The following is a 15,845-nucleotide window of genomic DNA, read 5'->3' on the forward strand; positions in this document are numbered from 1 at the left end:
GTGACCTTGAGGCCCCCTTCGGGGGGCCTTTTCCTCAACAGGATCGGGGGACAAGACCATGCGTATGATCGCCTTGGCGTTTTTGCTGTGCATGGCCAGTTACAGCGAAGCGGCGCAGATGCCGCTTTCGGTTTTGCCGGGGGGTGCGGTGATCTACAAGCCCATCCAGAGCATCCGCGAGCGCAAATTCGCCGACCTGGTGCAACAGAAGACCGATTTCAGTTGCGGCGCCGCAGCGCTGGCAACCATTCTGCGCCAGGCCTACTGGCTGGACGTGGACGAACACACGATCATCGAGGGCATGCTGGCCCACGCCGACCAGGACCTGGTCAAGGTCCAGGGCTTCTCGATGCTCGACATGAAGCGCTATGTGGAAAGCCTCGGCATGCGTGCCCGCGGCTACCGGGTCGCAGCCGACACCCTGACCAGCGTGCGCATTCCCGTGGTGGTGCTGATGGACATCCGTGGCTACAAGCACTTCGTGGTCCTGCAACGGGTCGACAAGGGCTGGGTCTACATCGGCGACCCGGTGCTCGGCCACAAACGCTACAAGGTCGAAGATTTCCTCAAGGGCTGGAACGGCATCATCTTCGCCGTGATCGGCCAGGGCTACGACAAGACCAACGCCTTGCTCGACCCGCCCCTGCCGCTGAGTGCCAAGGACCGCATCAATTCCTTCACCCCGGTCAAGGATGCCGAACTGATGGACTTCGGCTTCATCCGCAGCGACTTCTTCTAATGATAATCGAGCGCGACGCGTCGGGAGCATCCCATGAAGACTCCAGCCTGGCTTACCCTGATCTGCCTGGCCACCGCCCTGCCCATCCAGGCAGAGACGTTCAAACCCATTGAACTGAAGGATCAGGAGTTGGCCAACCTGCGCGGTCGCTATGTGCTGCCGGGGCGAATCGTCAGCTTCGGCGTGGTCATGAGCAGCACCTGGCAGAACGCCAATGGCGATGTCATCGGCGCGAAGACCTCGATGCAGGTGCAGCAGTCGACCATCAAGCCGCAGTTCTACGTGTCCATGATCGACGAGAAAGGCAGTGGTTCGTCCAGTTCCAAGGGCACCGGCACCGTCACCGGTGGCGGCGGCCTGGACACCACCGTCGGCGTCACCCAGGTGGTGCGCGCGGCCGGTGACAACAACATGGCCAACAACAACGTCGATATCAACGTCACCAAGGCCAACCAGGCCCCCGAGGCGCCACAGCAAGGCCAGGTGCTGGCTGCGGGCTCGACATTGGTCGGCAGCAATGCCGCAGGCTCCCTGAGCGTCTCCGCGAGCGGTACCGGCGTGCAAATGAACGTCGTGGCCAGCAACAACCAGGGCAGCACCCTGCAGCAGATCGCCCAGGGCGGGCTGATGCAGAACGCCACGCTGCTGGGCAGCGGCAACCAGGTCAGCAACCTCACTTCGCTCAACGTCGTGTTGCGCGACAATGTCCCTGCCGCCGCGCTGAACGGCAATCTTGACCAGCTCAAAGGTCTTCGCGCCCTCGGATACTGATCTACGCTCAGTCTCATCGTATGTAGTCAGAAGGGACGGCTAACCCATGCAACGATCGTTGACGTTCAGAGCTGTAATCTGTTTGAGTACATTGGCCCCTGCGACAATGCTTAACGCGGCTCCGGACCCTCAGGTCGAGGCACTGAAGCAGGAATTACGCGAACTGAAGCAACGCTACGAAGCCCAGCAGAATGCCCTGATGGTGCTTGAGCAGCGTGTGCGCCAGGTCGAGGAAACCCCGGCAGCCCCGCCGCCCAAGCGCCTGACCAAATCCCCCTCGTCACCGGCCAAAGGCGCACAGACCGTGGCATCCGGCGCACCGGGCAGCACTGGCAGCTCCTACGGCCAGTCGCTCAAGGACGATTCGGAACCCGCGCAAAGCGTTTCCAACCTGTATGACGAGGCCAGTGGCTTCTTCGGTGGCGGCAAGTTCAGCGTCGAGACCGGCATCACCTACACCCACTACGATACCCGCGCCCTGACCCTCAACGGTTTCCTCGCCCTCGACTCGATCTTCCTCGGCAACATCAACCTGGACCGGATCAAGGCCGACAACTGGACCTTGGACCTGACTGCCCGCTACAACATGGATCAACGCTGGCAGTTCGATATAAACGTACCCATCGTTTATCGCGAATCGACCTATTCCTCCGGCGGCGCCGGCGGTGCCGGCCCGGTCACCTCCGATGCGTCGGTCACCCGCGACCCGGCCATCGGCGACGTCAACGTTGGCGTGGCCTACAAATTCCTCGACGAATCGGAGAACTGGCCCGACGCGGTGTTCACCCTGCGGGTCAAGGCGCCCACCGGCAAGGACCCCTATGGCATCAAGCTGGTCGAGGACCCGACCAACAACAACCTGTCGGTGCCCGAGAGCCTGCCGACCGGCAACGGCGTCTGGGCGATCACGCCGGGCATTTCGCTGGTCAAGACCTTCGACCCGGCGGTGCTGTTCGCCAGCCTGTCGTATACCTACAACATGCAGGATTCGTTCAGCGATATCAGCCCCCAGGTCAACAGCAAGGTCAAGGGGGACGTGAAACTGGGCGACTCCTGGCAGATCGGCGGCGGTATCGCCTTTGCCCTCAACGAACGCATGAGCATGTCGTTCTCGGTCACCGACCAGTTCGCCAGCAAGAGCAAGATCAAGCCGGACGGCGGCGACTGGCAGTCGATCACCAACAGCGACTACAACGCCGCCAACTTCAACATCGGCCTGACCTTCGCCGCCACCGACAACCTGACCATCGTGCCCAACCTGTCCATCGGCCTTACCGAGGACTCGCCGGACTTCTCGTTCAGCCTGAAATTCCCCTATTACTTCTGACCCTTCCGCCGGGCCCGATCCAGGGCCCGGGATTTGGTTACCGGTTTTGTAGCGACCGACTTTCCCGGCATCGGCCTGTTATCATCGTGCACAGTTTTGTGACGATTTAATGGCATTAAGGAAAGTTTCGTGAACAACCTGCTCGGTCACCCTCGCGCCCGCCTTGCCACGCTGGCAATCCTGGTGCTGGTGATTCCGCTGACCGCGCGTGCCCTGCTGGGCTGGTCCAACCCCTTCGGCTACCTGTCCGACCTGGCCATCGGCAGCCTGCTGTTGCTGCTCGGGCAGCGTCGCGCCTGGTGGCTGGCCCTGCCGCTGCTGCTGGCCTGGGGCGGCCTGTGGGTGGCCTCCGCCGAGCTGGTCAGTGCCGTCGGCCGGCTGCCCACGGTCGACGACCTGGCCTATCTGGTCGACCCGCAGTTCATGGAGAACTCCACCGCCGGCGCCCTGGCCCATCCCTGGCTGCCCGCCCTGTTGGCCGCCGGCCTTGGCGGCTGGCTGGCGAGCGTATGGCGCTCACCTGTCGGCGCGCCATTGCCACGACGCCTCTGGGCCGTGCCCGTGGTGCTGTTCGGCCTGCACTGGGGCGGCCAGCAGTTGACCCCCTCCGATGCCGACCAATGGCGCCAGTACGGTCTCACCCACCAGGCGCTGTCGGCGGCGGTGGGCAAACTCCAGCACCAGGCCCTGAGTGGCATGGGCCAGGCGCCAACGGTTACGGCGCTGTCCAGCGCCGGCCTGACCCAGTCCGACCTCAATGGCGTCAAACTGCTGGATGCGCCAGGCAAGGCGCGCAACCTGCTGATCATCACCGTCGAGGGCATCCCCGGCGCCTACCTGCGCCCCAACCGCGAGGCACTGGGCAGTCGCTTCGAGCAGGACCTGATGCCGCGGCTCAGCCAGTGGGCCGAGCGCGGCATGAACACCCCCGACTATGTTCTGCACACCCACCAGACCATTCGCGGTCTCTACGCGATGCTCTGCGGCGACTACGACAAGCTGGCCAACGGCACGCCCAAGGGCGTCGAGCTGCTGACCCAGCAACAACGCAACCAGGCCTGCCTGCCGGCCCAGCTGCGCGAGGCCGGTTTCGCCACCCATTATCTGCAGGGCGCCGGCCTGCGCTTCATGGCCAAGGACCGGATCATGCCGCACATCGGTTTCGACTCGGTGCATGGCCTGGAGTGGTTCGCCAACGACAACTACCTGGAGTTCCCCTGGGGCAAGGACGACCGCGCCTTCTTCGAAGGCGCGCTCGACTACGTCGGTGAGCTGCGCAAGCAACCCCAGCCGTGGATGCTCACCCTGCTCACGGTTGGCACCCACCAGCCCTATTCGGCGCCTGACGCCTACCTGCAACGCTTCGATACGCCAAAGCAGGCCGCGGTGGCCTACCTCGACGATGCCTTGGGCGGCTTCCTCGACAGCCTCGAGAAACAGGGCGTGCTGGAAGATACCCTGGTGATCGTCACCTCGGACGAATCCCATGGCATCGATGGCGTGCGCCTGGCCTCGGCCTGGGGCTTCAACCTTACGTTGGCGCCGGAACAGGCCCAACTGCCCAGGCTCAAGCAGGGCACCTACGGCCATATCGACCTGAGCACTTCCCTGCTCGACTACTTCGCCCTGCCGATCCCGGCAGCCCTGGGCGGACGTTCGCTGTACCGCGATTACGACAGCGGCCGCGAGATGATCTCCTTCACCAATGGCATGCTGCGCTACCACGACGGCCAGGGCACCTTCAGCGAGTGCGACTTCCAGCAACGCTGCCGACGCTATGCCAGCAGTGGATTCATTGCCGACCAGGCCAAATTCCTCGGCCGTGGCGACGACAGCCTCGGTCCGCAGCTCAATCTGCTGGCAGCGAGCCTTGATCAGTCGCTGCTGCAGACCCCGCTCAACCTGCGCTACCAGTTCGGCGGGCCATCACCCATCGCCCTGGCCGAGCGCATCAAAGATGACTGGGCGGACAACCTGATCGGCGCGCAGTACCTGGAAATGCCTGAGGGCTCCCGCACCCGCGTACGCTTGAAGGTACGGGCGCTGGATCCCCGGCATGCGGCGTACATCCGCCTCAAGGCCAAGGAACTGGAGCAGGACGTGCAGCTCGGGCTGCCTGAAGAGATGCGGGTGACGGCCGACGAACCGCTGGAAATGGAGTTCGACTTCGACAACCCTACCGTCCGCAAGGCGTTTTCCTTCCACCTGCTGGGGTATGGCGGTGGAGAGGTGGAAGTCAGCGACTTCAGCGTGATCACTGCACTGCCGGATGAGCCGGAGACGGTGGAGGAACTGGCGGATGGGCATCTTGCCCAGTCGAGTTGAGGGATGGTTGTAACGGTCATCCCTTCAAGGATTTTGCATTTATTGCCGGGGTCGCTTTGCGACCCTTTCGCGGCACAAGGCCGCTCCTACAGAGGACCGCGCCCCCTGTAGGAGCGGCCTTGTGCCGCGAAGAGGGCTGCAAAGCAGCCCCTGGCGTCAACGAATCTGATGCTTGTGCAACAACCGATAAAACGTCGGCCGCGACACCCCAAGCACCTTGGCCGCGATGCTCAGGTTGTCGCTGTGCCGGTTCAGCACATCGCACAGCGCCTGACGCTCGGCCCGGTGCTTGTAGTCCTCCAGCGTGCCCAATGGCTGGTCCTGCTCCTGCAGCTCCTGCAAGCCCAGGTCCTGCGCTTCAATCTGCCGCCCCTCGGCCAGCACCAGACCGCGTCGCACCCGGTTGGCCAGCTCACGAACATTGCCCGGCCATTCGTGCCGCCCCATGGCCGCCAGGGCACCGTCGCTGAACGAGCGCGGTCGCCGGCCCGTTTCGGCGCTGTAGAACTGGGAAAAGTGACTGGCCAGCATCGACAGGTCGCCATGCCGATCGCGTAGCGGCGCGGTCACCACCTGCAGGACATTGAGCCGGTAGTACAGGTCTTCACGAAAGCGCGCCAGCGCGATGGCCTTCTCCAGGTCCACATGGGTAGCCGCCAGAACCCTGACGTCCACCGCGATAGGCTGATTCCCCCCTACCCGCTCAATGTGCTTTTCCTGGAGAAAACGCAGCAGGTTGGCCTGCAGCTCCAGCGGCAGGTCACCGATCTCGTCGAGAAACAGGGTGCCGCCATTGGCCGCCTCGATACGCCCCACCTTGCGCTGGTGCGCACCGGTGAACGCGCCTTTTTCATGGCCGAACAGCTCGGACTGGATCAGGTGCTCGGGGATGGCGCCGCAGTTGATGGCGATGAACGGCTTGTCGCGCCGTTGCGATTGCCGATGCAGGGTACGCGCCACCAACTCTTTACCCGTACCGCTTTCGCCACGGATCAGCACCGGCGATTCGGTTGGCGCCAGCTTGCCCAGCAGCTTGCGCAACTCGCGGATCGGCCGGCTCTCACCCAGTAGTTCATGCTCGGGCTCATCCACCCGTACCGCGCCCTTGCCGCGCAGCCGCGCCATGCCGAAGGCGCGGCCCAGGGTAACCTGCACTCGCGAGACATCGAACGGCAAGGTGTGGAAGTCGAAAAACCACTCGCAGACGAAATCGCCGACATTCTGCAGGCGCAGCTCTTCGGCGCTGAGCACGGCGATCCATTCGGTATTGCTGCGCTTGATCAGGTCCTTGAGCGCTTCGGGGTGCAGCAGGTGCGAGGCCTGCAGGCGTACCAGGCCGACGTCGCAGGGCTGCTCCATTGCCGCCTCGAGCGTGCTACTTCGCACATCCCAGCCGACACTGCGCAGGCCCGGTAAAAGGCGGTGGCAATCATCGCAGGGGTCGACAATCAGCAAGCGGCGTAGGGATGCGGTATCGAGCATGACCTTTCCTTGGCGCCAGATTTAGGTTTTTTAACTATAAACAGACAGTTGCGACGCCCGAATTAACAGTAGCAATGAACTTGACGCCCCCCACTACCGTTGGTCAGCCCGCTAAGAAAGCGTCATGCCGCGCCGGGAATTTTCCAACTCAATTGCCGTCTTAGGTGCGCTGGGCAGGCAGGAAAACATCATCGATATAAAAAAATTTCAACGGCCATGTGACTTGAACCCTGATCTGGAGCATCAGTACAAATAACCCCGCGCTGTACACTTTTGTGGAATAACACCGCGGCACCTTATTTCGCTGTTTGGGACCATAAGAGAGACCGAACCATGAACGCCCCGCTCCGTGTCAACGAAGCACTGCTGATCGCCGACCACGCCTTCGAACCCTTCCAGTGCGTAGCCTGGGATGCACCCAACGGTACTGGTGAACTGAGCCTGGCAGTGATCGACCGGACCAGCACCCGTATCGGCAGCAAACAAGTGTCCTCGCGCGTCTATTCCGACCCCGCGCAATGGGCCAGCCTGATCGAGGAAGTGCGCGCCGAACTGTCCGGCAAAGGTTACGACCTGCAACCTTGGTCAATGCCGAAGTAAAAGAGCACTGTGCCGCCAGTGCGTGGTTGCCACGCACTTGTGCAAGTTTCCCCACTTTCGGGGATAACTTTTTCTATTGCGACATCCTGTCGCAGTTACATCCTTATTTGACCACCGCGAACTGCTCGATATGCCGATAGTCGGCCTGCAGTTGTTCGGCAAGTTGACGTGCCCGGCCCACGCGCACCGCCGCTGTTTCCATATCCACCAGCAACGTCACGCAAGGTAGTGGCTGCAACACAGGGCCCTGTTGCAGGCGACCATCGGTCAACACCAGGCAGCGCTGGGTTTCATGGGGAAGGCGCTTGCTCCGGGCCAGCAACCACTGACGCGCCTCTTCCAGTGCCGCCGGCAACGGTGTACCGCCGCCCGCCCCCAGCGCCTGCAACCAGGGCTGCAAGGCCGCCGAGGCTTTCAGGCCGTGGCGTTGCCATTGCGGACGGTTGCCACTGGCTGTCAGCAAGGCCAGGCGTGCGCGCTGACGGTAGGCCTCATCGAACAACCCGGCCAGCAGACCCTTGGCCTGGGCCAGCGCCTGATTGCGCCGGGTCGAAGCCGACGCATCGACGATCACCAGCCACAGTTCCGGCGCCTGTGCCTGGCGCTGCTGCCAGCACAAGTCGCGGCGCTGGTGTGGCCGCCCTTTGAGCAAGGTTGCCAGCCAGGCGATGCGCCCGCTATCGCTGGTGCGCGGGCGGCCCCGGGAAGTCCCCGTCAAATGACCGACGCGAGGCCTGGCATCCGCCACCCGATCATGGGGCGAACGGATGCTCAGGGCTTTTTTGCCCAGTTCGGCACCTCGCGCCGAGCTCCCGTGGCCACTGGCTGGGCAGGCAATGCCCCCCAGTCGCCCTGACCGCCCGGTGCCTCCTGCGCACTCGCCTGCCCGCCCGCCGAAGTGGCCTGGGGTGGCGGTGCCTCAGCACGGCGCCGATGGCGCAAGGCAAACTCGGCAACCGTCTGTACATCCACCTCCTCGATCACCGAATTACCCCGCCAGGCGGCGTGGGCCCGCGCCGCGCGCAGCCAGACCAGGTCGGCACGCAAACCGTCCACACCGGCGGCGAAGCAGCGCTCGGTGATCCACGCCAGGGCCTGGTCGTCCAGGGCGATAGATACCAGGCGCTCACGGGCCGACCGGCAGCGTTCGCGCAACGCCGCCTGCTGCCCGGCCCATTGTTCGCAGAACGCCATTGGATCGCTGTCGAAAGCCAGCCGGCGACGAATGATCTGCTGGCGCGCCTCCGGCGCCGGCAAACCTTCCAGGGCCACGTTGAGGCCAAAGCGGTCGAGCAGTTGCGGGCGCAGTTCGCCCTCCTCCGGGTTCATGGTGCCGATCAGCACGAAACGGGCCGCGTGCCGGTGGGAAATGCCGTCGCGCTCGATGCGGTTGGTGCCGCTGGCGGCCACGTCCAGCAGCAGGTCTACCAAGGGGTCGGGCAACAGATTGACCTCATCGACGTACAGCACGCCTCCGTCGGCATGGGCCAGCACGCCCGGTGAGAACCGCACTTGGCCCTGGCCGAGCGCGACATCCAGGTCGAGGGTGCCGACCAGGCGCTCCTCGGTGGCCCCCAGCGGCAGGGTCACGAACGGGCCGTCGCCAAGCAGATCGGCCAAGCCCCGGGCCAGGGTGCTCTTGGCCATGCCACGTGGGCCTTCGATCAGCACGCCGCCGATCTTCGGGTCGATGGCTGTCAGGCACAGGGCCAGCTTGAGGTCGTCGGCGCCAACCACGGCGGCCAGGGGGAATTGCACGGGTTCGCTCATGTTCAGCTGTCTTCCTCGCCGGCGAGCAACTGCTGCTCGAGGCTTTCACGATAGTCGCCCGGCTCCTGCCACAACCCGCGCTGCTGGGCTTCCAGCAGGCGCTCGGTGAGGTCACGCAGGGCTTCGGGGTTGTGCTCGCGCATGAAATCACGGGTGGCCGGGTCGAGCACATAGGCATCGGCCAGCCCTTGGTAATGATGATCGTCGATCAGGTGGGTGGTGGCGTCGAAGGCGAACAGGTTGTCGACCGTGGCCGCCAGCTCGAACGCACCTTTATAGCCATGGCGCTTGGCGCCGTCGATCCACTTGGGGTTGAGCGCCCGGGCGCGAATGACCCGGTTGAGTTCTTCCTTGAGGGTGCGCACCCGCGGCCGGTCGGCCTGGCTATGGTCGCCGTGGTAGCTGGCCCGCGAGGTGCCGGCCAGGGTTTCGGCGGCCGCCAGCATGCCGCCCTGGAACTGGTAGTAGTCGTTGGAGTCGAGCAGGTCGTGCTCGTGGTTGTCCTGGTTCTGCAGCACTGCCTGCACCTGCGCCAGGCGCTGGGCGAACGCGGCGCGGGCCGGGGTGCCTTCGTCGGCGGCGCCATAGGCGTAGCCACCATGGTTGAGGTAGACCTCGGCCAGGTCGTCGCGGCTGTGCCACAGACGTCCGTCGATGGCGTTCTGCACACCGGCCCCGTAGGCGCCGGGCTTGGCGCCGAACACCCGCCAACCGGCCTGCCGCGCCGCCTGCTCGGGTTCGACGCCAGCGCCGAGCAGCGCTTCACGCTCGGCGCGCACCCGCGCGGCCAGGGGGTTCAGGTCGTCCGGCTCATCCAGCGCCGCCACCGCCTGCACGGCAGCGTCGAACAGACGGATCAGGTTACCGAAGGCGTCACGGAAAAAGCCCGACACCCGCAGCGTCACGTCCACCCGTGGCCGGTCGAGCAGGCTCAGCGGCAGGATCTCGAAGTCATCGACCCGCTGGCTGCCGGTGGCCCACACCGGGCGCACGCCCATCAACGCCATGGCCTGGGCGATATCGTCGCCGCCGGTGCGCATGGTCGCCGTGCCCCACACCGACAGGCCCAGCTGGCGCAGGTGATCGCCATGGTCCTGCAAATGGCGTTCGAGGATCAGGTTGGCCGAGGCGAAGCCCAGGCGCCAGGCCGTGGCCGTGGGCAGGTTGCGCACATCGACGGTATAGAAGTTGCGCCCGGTGGGCAGCACGTCCAGCCGCCCGCGGCTGGGCGCGCCGCTGGGTCCGGCGGGGACGAAGCGCCCGGCCAGGGCCGCCAGCAGGCCATCGATCTCGGCAGCGCCGCAGGCATCCAGGTCGGGGGCGACCTGCTCGACCAGTGTGCGCAGTACCGCGCGCACCGCGTCCCACCCTGCTTCGTCCGGCAGCGCGACAGCACCCTGCAGGGCCTGCTCGATCAGTGACAAAGCCAACAACTCCAGGCGCTCGCGGGTATCGCCGCAGGTTCGCCAGAGGCTGGCGTCGAGTTGTGCCAGCAGGTCCGGGCGTGCCCCGTTCCAGGTCTGCCCCAGATCACAATCCAGCGGATCGAAGCCCAGCCCCAATGCCCTGGCCAGTTCACGGATCAGGCTGGCGTTACCGCCCTTGCCATCGCCCCGTGCCACCCGCAGCAACGCCAGCAGCGTATCGCTGCGCAAACGCCCCTGCGGCGACTGGCCGAACACGTGCAGGCCGTCGCGGATCTGCGATTCCTTCAGGTCGCACAGGTAGGTGTCCAGCCGCGGCAGCCACACCGCCGCGTCCTCCATCTGCCCTTCGAGCTGCAGCTCGCGGTCGATATGATGGGTCTTGACCAGTTCAAGGATGTCCCGTTGCAGCTCGCGGGCGCGGCGCGGATCGAGCAACTGCGCCTCGTAGTATTCGTCGGCCAATTGCTCCAGGTGGCGCAGCGGGCCGTAGGTCTCGGCACGGGTCAGCGGCGGCATCAGGTGGTCGATGATCACCGCCTGGGTGCGGCGCTTGGCCTGGGCGCCCTCGCCCGGGTCGTTGACGATGAACGGGTAGATGTTGGGCAACGGGCCGAGCAAGGCATCCGGCCAGCACTCGGCGGACAGGCCCACGCCCTTGCCCGGCAGCCATTCCAGGTTGCCGTGCTTGCCCACATGGATCACCGCGTCGGCGGCATAGCCGTTGCGCAGCCAGAAGTGGAACGCCAGGTAGCCATGGGGCGGCACCAGGTCCGGGTCGTGGTACACCGCGCTGTGGTCCACCTGATAGCCCCGCGCCGGCTGTATGCCGACGAAGGTCAGGCCGTAGCGCAGGCCGGCGACCATCATGCGCCCACTGCGGAACATCGGATCCTGCTCGGGCGGCCCCCAGCGCTCCAGCACGGCGCGTTGGTTGGCCTCGGGCAAGGCGGCAAAGGCGCGCTGGTAGTCGGCCAGGGCCAGGCTCTGGGCGCAGGGGCGCTGGTCGAGGTGGTCAAGGTCGTTGGTAACCCCGCCGAGCAGTTGGTGAATCAGCTCGGTGCCGCTGTCGGGCAGCCCGGCCACCGGGTAATCCTGCGCTTGCAGGGCCCTGAGGATATTGAGCGCCGCGCCCGGCGTGTCCAGGCCGACGCCATTGCCGATGCGCCCGTCGCGGGTCGGGTAGTTGGCCAGCACCAGGGCCACGCGCTTTTCCTGGTTGTCCAGACGCGCCAGGGTCACCCAGCGCCGTGCCAGTTCGGCGACGAAGTCCATGCGCTCGGGATGGGCCCGGTAGCAGACCACATCGGCCTGGCTGCGCTCGCTGCGCCAGGCCAGGTCCTTGAAACTCACCGGCCGGGTGATGATGCGCCCGTCAAGTTCCGGCAGGGCGATGTGCATCGCCAGGTCGCGAGCGCCCAGGCCCTGTTCGCTCTGCTCCCAGCCAGGCTGGTTGTCCTGGGCGCAGATGGCCTGCAGCACCGGTACATCGCGGCGCAGCGGGCGCAGGTTGGGTTGCTCGGGGCTGGACAGGGCGAAACCTGTGGTGTTGATCACCACTTCGGCCTGCACCTCATCGAGCCAGGCCTCGACCTGGTCCAGGCAGGCGCGCTCCTTCAGGCTGGCCACGGCGATGGGCAATGGGTTCAGACCGCAGGCCTGCAGGCGCTGGCAGAACACATCGATGAACGCGGTGTTGGCCGCCTGCAGGTGCGAACGGTAGAACAGCAACGGCGCCACCGGATGCTCGGGGTTCCACTCGGCGTACCAGTCCTCGGGACAAGCCGTGCCCTTGGCTGGATGATAGACCGCCGTGCGCGGCAAGGGCTGTGGCTCGTCCCACGGGTAATCGCGCCCCAGCCACTGGCTGGCCAGGCAGTTGAACAGGTTCACCGCGTTGGCCTTGCCGCCCTGGCGCAGGAAGTGCCAGAGGCGTTCGGCCTGTTCGCCGCGAACCGTGCCCAGGTCGGTGAGCTCAGGGTCGGGGCGGTCGTCGCCGGGCACCAGGATCAGCTGTACCCCTCGCCCCGCCAGTTCGACCAGTTGCTCGACACCATAGCGCCAGTAACCGACACCGCCATGCAGTGATATCAGGATCACCTTGGCATGGCGCAGCACCTGGTCGATATACAAGTCGACCGAGGCGTGGTTCTGCACCTGCATCGGGTTGGCCAGGCGCACGCTGGGGAAATCCGCCGGCAACTGCTCGGCGGTTTCGGCGAGCAGCGCCAGGTGTGAATCGCCGCTGCAGAGGATCACCAGGTCGGCGGGGGTCTGGCCGAGATCGGCGATGCTGTCGTCCGGCACGAAGCCGCCGGGCTGGGTCCGCAGCAGGTGCATGGATCAGGCGCCCAGGGCCTGGCGCAGGCGCGCTTCCAGCTGCGCCGCGTCGAGATCCTGGCCGATCAGCACCAGGCGGGTGATCCGGGGCTCGTCGCTGCGCCAGGCACGGTCGAAATGCTTGTCGAAGCGGGTGCCCACACCCTGGATCAGCTGGCGCATCGGCTTGCCGGGGATGGCGGCGAAGCCCTTGGCGCGCAGGATGCCGAACTCGGTGACCAGCTGGGTCAGGGCATCGAGCAGCAGGCTCTCGTCGGCCTCGGGCAGGTCGATGGAGATCGAGTCGAAGGCGTCGTGGTCATGGTCGTCATGGTCATCGCCGTCGTGATGCGAGTCGTGATGGGTACGGCGACCGTCGATATGCGCCTCGGACTCGGCGCCCACGCCCAGCAACACTTCCAGCGGCAGGCGGCCGCTGCTGGCCTCGATCACCTTGACCGCCGGCGGCAGTTCCTCGGCCACCTCGGCACGGACCTTGGCCAGGCCCTCGGCGTCGATCAGGTCGGCTTTGTTCAGCACCACCAGATCGGCGCTGGCCAGCTGGTCGGCGAACAATTCATGGAGCGGCGACTCATGGTCGAGGTTCGGGTCGAGCTTGCGCTGGGCGTCGACCTGGTCCGGGTAGGCAGCGAAGGTGCCGGCGGCCACGGCCGGGCTGTCGACCACGGTGATCACCGCGTCGACGGTGCAAGCGTTGCGGATTTCCGGCCACTGGAAGGCCTGTACCAGCGGTTTGGGCAAGGCCAGGCCGCTGGTTTCGATAAGGATGTGGTCGAGGTCGCCGCGCCGGGCCACCAACTCGCGCATCACCGGGAAGAATTCTTCCTGCACGGTGCAGCACAGGCAACCGTTGGCCAGTTCGTAGACGCGGCCATTGGCCTCTTCCTCTGTGCAACCGATGCTGCACTGCTTGAGGATCTCGCCGTCGATGCCCAGCTCGCCGAATTCGTTGACGATCACCGCGATGCGGCGGCCCTGGGCGTTGTCGAGCATATGGCGCAGCAAGGTGGTCTTGCCTGAGCCGAGGAAGCCGGTGACGATGGTGACGGGAAGCTTGGCCAGTGTTTTCATGTCGCGATGCCCTTGGCAGCAATGGCGCGGGCATGCAGGACGACAGCCACGGCCATGCCGGCCTGGCGCGTTCGCCACCGGATCACCCCGCCCGGTTGAAAGTCGAAAACGTCACGAGGCAGGTCTCCTGGCTTGCACCGCTGCGGCTCGCTGGCCGGTGGGCCGGCGCCTTCCCGCGCGCCTGCGCAGTGGCTGTGCCGAACCCTTCAGTGCTTACAGTTGCGGGGGCAGCCGCGGCTTGTACCGCGTTCCCGTCTTAGCTCGGGCCAACGCCCGAGAACCTCGCAGCGGCAAGGCTACGCAGTGCCTGCCTGGCGGTCAACCGCCGCGGCGATTGACGCGGGCCCGGCCCCGTGATTTGCTAGCGCATTGCGTTCAGGTGCCCCCACGGGGGTGAAACGGGAAACCGGTGCGTCGCGTCTCCATTCCAGGAGCCGACAAGGCCGGTGCTGCCCCCGCAACGGTAAGCGAGAGAAGCGTCCGGACCACTGTGCCAGCCTCAAGGCATGGGAAGGTGACGCCATGGAAGGAGCCTTGCTCCACCTCGCGAGCCCGGAGACCGGCCTGACGAGCTCACAGTACACCCCGCGGTGGGCGGGCGTCGTCGTATCACTCGGGCCAGCCGTGCCCGGGGTCGTCGCGCATGCCCGTTGCCACAACAAAAGCAGCAGAGGAACGCGTCATGCCCATCACCAGCGCCAAACACAGTATCGCCACCCCCGTCAGCCTCAGCCAGCGACTGATCGTCGCGGTCGGCGCCAGCCTGCTGGGGCTGTGCCTGGTGTACTTCGCCGGTTTCTCGCACATCGAGGCGGTGCACAATGCCGCCCACGACACCCGCCACAGTGCCGCCTTCCCTTGCCACTGAGTAAATCCGCATGATTACGCGCATCGCCCGTACCGCGGGTTTCAGCGGCCTGCTCGCGGCCCTGTTGCTGACCCTGCTGCAAAGCTTCTGGGTCGCCCCACTGATTCTCCAGGCGGAAACCTACGAATCCACTGCCCCGGTCGCCGAACAGCATGAGCACGGCGACGCCGCAGCGCCCCATGAGCATGAACACAGTGCCGAGGCCTGGGCGCCGGAGGACGGCTGGCAGCGCGTGCTGTCCACTACTGGCGGCAACCTGGTGGTCGCCGTCGGTTTTGCCCTGATCCTGGTCGCCCTCTACAGCCTGCGCGAACCGAACCGCGTGGCCACCGGCGCACTGTGGGGCCTGGCCGGCTTCGCCGTGTTCTGCCTGGCACCGACCCTGGGCCTGCCACCGGAACTGCCCGGCACCGCCGCCGCCGACCTTGGCCAGCGCCAGACCTGGTGGATCGGCACCGCCGCAGCCACCGCCGCCGGCCTGGCGCTGCTGGTGTTCGCCCGGCACTGGTTGTTCAAGGTGCTTGGTGTGGCCCTGCTGGTGATCCCGCACCTGATCGGCGCGCCGCAACCCGCAGTGCATGAAAGCCTGGCGCCGGAAGCCCTCGAGACCCAGTTCAAGATCGCTTCCTGGCTGACCAACGCCGCGTTCTGGCTGGCCTTGGGCCTGCTCAGCGCGTGGCTTTACCGTCGTTCCAGCCAGGCCTGATGCGCGATCTGCCCGTGCAGCCGGCGATGTTCGCCGGCTTTGGTTGCCGCCGTGGTTGCCCGGTCGAGACACTGGCGGTGCTGCTGCGCCAGACGCTCACTCGCCACGCCCTGCCCCTCTCGGCCCTGCGCGCCATTGCCAGCATCGAGCCCAAGGCTCGTGAACCCGGCCTGCTGGCATTGGCCGAGCGCCTCGGGCTGCCTTACATCTGCTTCGACGCCACGCACCTGACGGTCTTCGAGCCGCTGCTCAGCCATCGTTCGGCCACGGTGTACGCCCAGACCGGCTGCTGGGGCGTCGCCGAAAGCACCGCCCTCGCCCTGGCTGGCGAAAACGGCCGCCTGCACGTGCCCAGGCAGGTACTCGGCGGCGCTACCCTGGCCTTGGCGATCGGCGGATAATCCGCGCCATATTTCTGCAAG

At 65.8% G+C, this 15,845-nt stretch carries 13 protein-coding genes and 2 riboswitches; of the genes, 8 read left to right on the forward strand and 5 right to left on the reverse strand.

Annotated elements, in window-relative coordinates:
• Positions 1-58: 58 nt before the first annotated feature.
• The 4 genes from AC0MAZ_RS16920 to AC0MAZ_RS16935 all read left to right on the forward strand — a co-directional run bounded on the left by AC0MAZ_RS16920 (position 59) and on the right by AC0MAZ_RS16935 (position 5,162).
• Positions 59-739 (forward strand): C39 family peptidase, encoded by a 681-nt coding sequence (locus AC0MAZ_RS16920; protein ID WP_203646390.1) that lies wholly within the window; start codon positions 59-61, stop codon positions 737-739.
• Positions 740-772: 33 nt separating this feature from the next.
• On the forward strand, positions 773-1,510 hold the full coding sequence (locus tag AC0MAZ_RS16925) for a hypothetical protein (RefSeq protein WP_203646389.1): 738 nt from the start codon (positions 773-775) through the stop codon (positions 1,508-1,510).
• A gap of 46 nt (positions 1,511-1,556) precedes the next feature.
• Positions 1,557-2,837 carry a coiled-coil domain-containing protein gene (locus AC0MAZ_RS16930; protein WP_203646387.1) on the forward strand — a complete coding sequence of 427 codons (1,281 nt, stop codon included), beginning with the start codon at positions 1,557-1,559 and terminating at the stop codon, positions 2,835-2,837.
• Positions 2,838-2,966: 129 nt separating this feature from the next.
• A complete protein-coding gene (locus tag AC0MAZ_RS16935; protein ID WP_475858656.1) occupies positions 2,967-5,162 on the forward strand; it encodes an LTA synthase family protein in 2,196 nt (731 codons plus the stop codon).
• Positions 5,163-5,318: 156 nt separating this feature from the next.
• Here the strand turns inward: AC0MAZ_RS16935 and AC0MAZ_RS16940 are convergent, their stop codons facing one another.
• Positions 5,319-6,644: a sigma-54 dependent transcriptional regulator gene (locus AC0MAZ_RS16940; protein WP_110739696.1), complete on the reverse strand. Its 1,326-nt coding sequence runs from the start codon at positions 6,642-6,644 to the stop codon at positions 5,319-5,321.
• Positions 6,645-6,977: 333 nt separating this feature from the next.
• Between AC0MAZ_RS16940 and AC0MAZ_RS16945 the strand changes: the two genes are divergently transcribed.
• A complete protein-coding gene (locus tag AC0MAZ_RS16945) occupies positions 6,978-7,244 on the forward strand; it encodes a hypothetical protein (protein WP_028690802.1) in 267 nt (88 codons plus the stop codon).
• 103 nt (positions 7,245-7,347) lie between these two features.
• Here the strand turns inward: AC0MAZ_RS16945 and AC0MAZ_RS16950 are convergent, their stop codons facing one another.
• Genes AC0MAZ_RS16950 through cobW form a run of 4 tightly spaced genes read right to left on the reverse strand, consistent with a single transcriptional unit; the run spans position 7,348 to position 13,849 of the window.
• Positions 7,348-7,962, reverse strand: coding sequence for a vWA domain-containing protein (locus AC0MAZ_RS16950; RefSeq protein ID WP_475858657.1), 615 nt, complete (start codon positions 7,960-7,962; stop codon positions 7,348-7,350).
• A 53-nt stretch (positions 7,963-8,015) separates the two neighbouring features.
• Positions 8,016-9,014 carry a magnesium chelatase ATPase subunit I gene (locus AC0MAZ_RS16955; RefSeq protein ID WP_254464864.1) on the reverse strand — a complete coding sequence of 333 codons (999 nt, stop codon included), beginning with the start codon at positions 9,012-9,014 and terminating at the stop codon, positions 8,016-8,018.
• Between the two features lie 2 nt (positions 9,015-9,016).
• Complete coding sequence (gene cobN, locus AC0MAZ_RS16960; protein WP_475858658.1) at positions 9,017-12,778, reverse strand: cobaltochelatase subunit CobN; 3,762 nt, start codon at positions 12,776-12,778, stop codon at positions 9,017-9,019.
• Positions 12,779-12,781: 3 nt separating this feature from the next.
• Complete coding sequence (gene cobW / locus AC0MAZ_RS16965; RefSeq protein ID WP_475858659.1) at positions 12,782-13,849, reverse strand: cobalamin biosynthesis protein CobW; 1,068 nt, start codon at positions 13,847-13,849, stop codon at positions 12,782-12,784.
• A 100-nt stretch (positions 13,850-13,949) separates the two neighbouring features.
• Positions 13,950-14,149, reverse strand: a riboswitch (cobalamin riboswitch).
• A gap of 59 nt (positions 14,150-14,208) precedes the next feature.
• Positions 14,209-14,431: riboswitch (cobalamin riboswitch) on the forward strand.
• A 100-nt stretch (positions 14,432-14,531) separates the two neighbouring features.
• On the opposite strand from cobW, the gene AC0MAZ_RS16970 reads away from it, so the two are divergent.
• Genes AC0MAZ_RS16970 through AC0MAZ_RS16980 form a run of 3 tightly spaced genes read left to right on the forward strand, consistent with a single transcriptional unit; the run spans position 14,532 to position 15,824 of the window.
• Complete coding sequence (locus tag AC0MAZ_RS16970; protein WP_028690797.1) at positions 14,532-14,717, forward strand: CbtB domain-containing protein; 186 nt, start codon at positions 14,532-14,534, stop codon at positions 14,715-14,717.
• Positions 14,718-14,727: 10 nt separating this feature from the next.
• A complete protein-coding gene (locus tag AC0MAZ_RS16975) occupies positions 14,728-15,423 on the forward strand; it encodes a CbtA family protein (RefSeq protein WP_203646375.1) in 696 nt (231 codons plus the stop codon).
• Complete coding sequence (locus tag AC0MAZ_RS16980; RefSeq protein WP_232856971.1) at positions 15,423-15,824, forward strand: cobalamin biosynthesis protein; 402 nt, start codon at positions 15,423-15,425, stop codon at positions 15,822-15,824. The genes AC0MAZ_RS16975 and AC0MAZ_RS16980 overlap by 1 nt, the downstream gene beginning before the upstream one ends.
• The last annotated feature ends 21 nt before the right edge of the window (positions 15,825-15,845 follow it).

The sequence above is a fragment of the Pseudomonas sp. A genome (genome assembly GCF_056270345.1).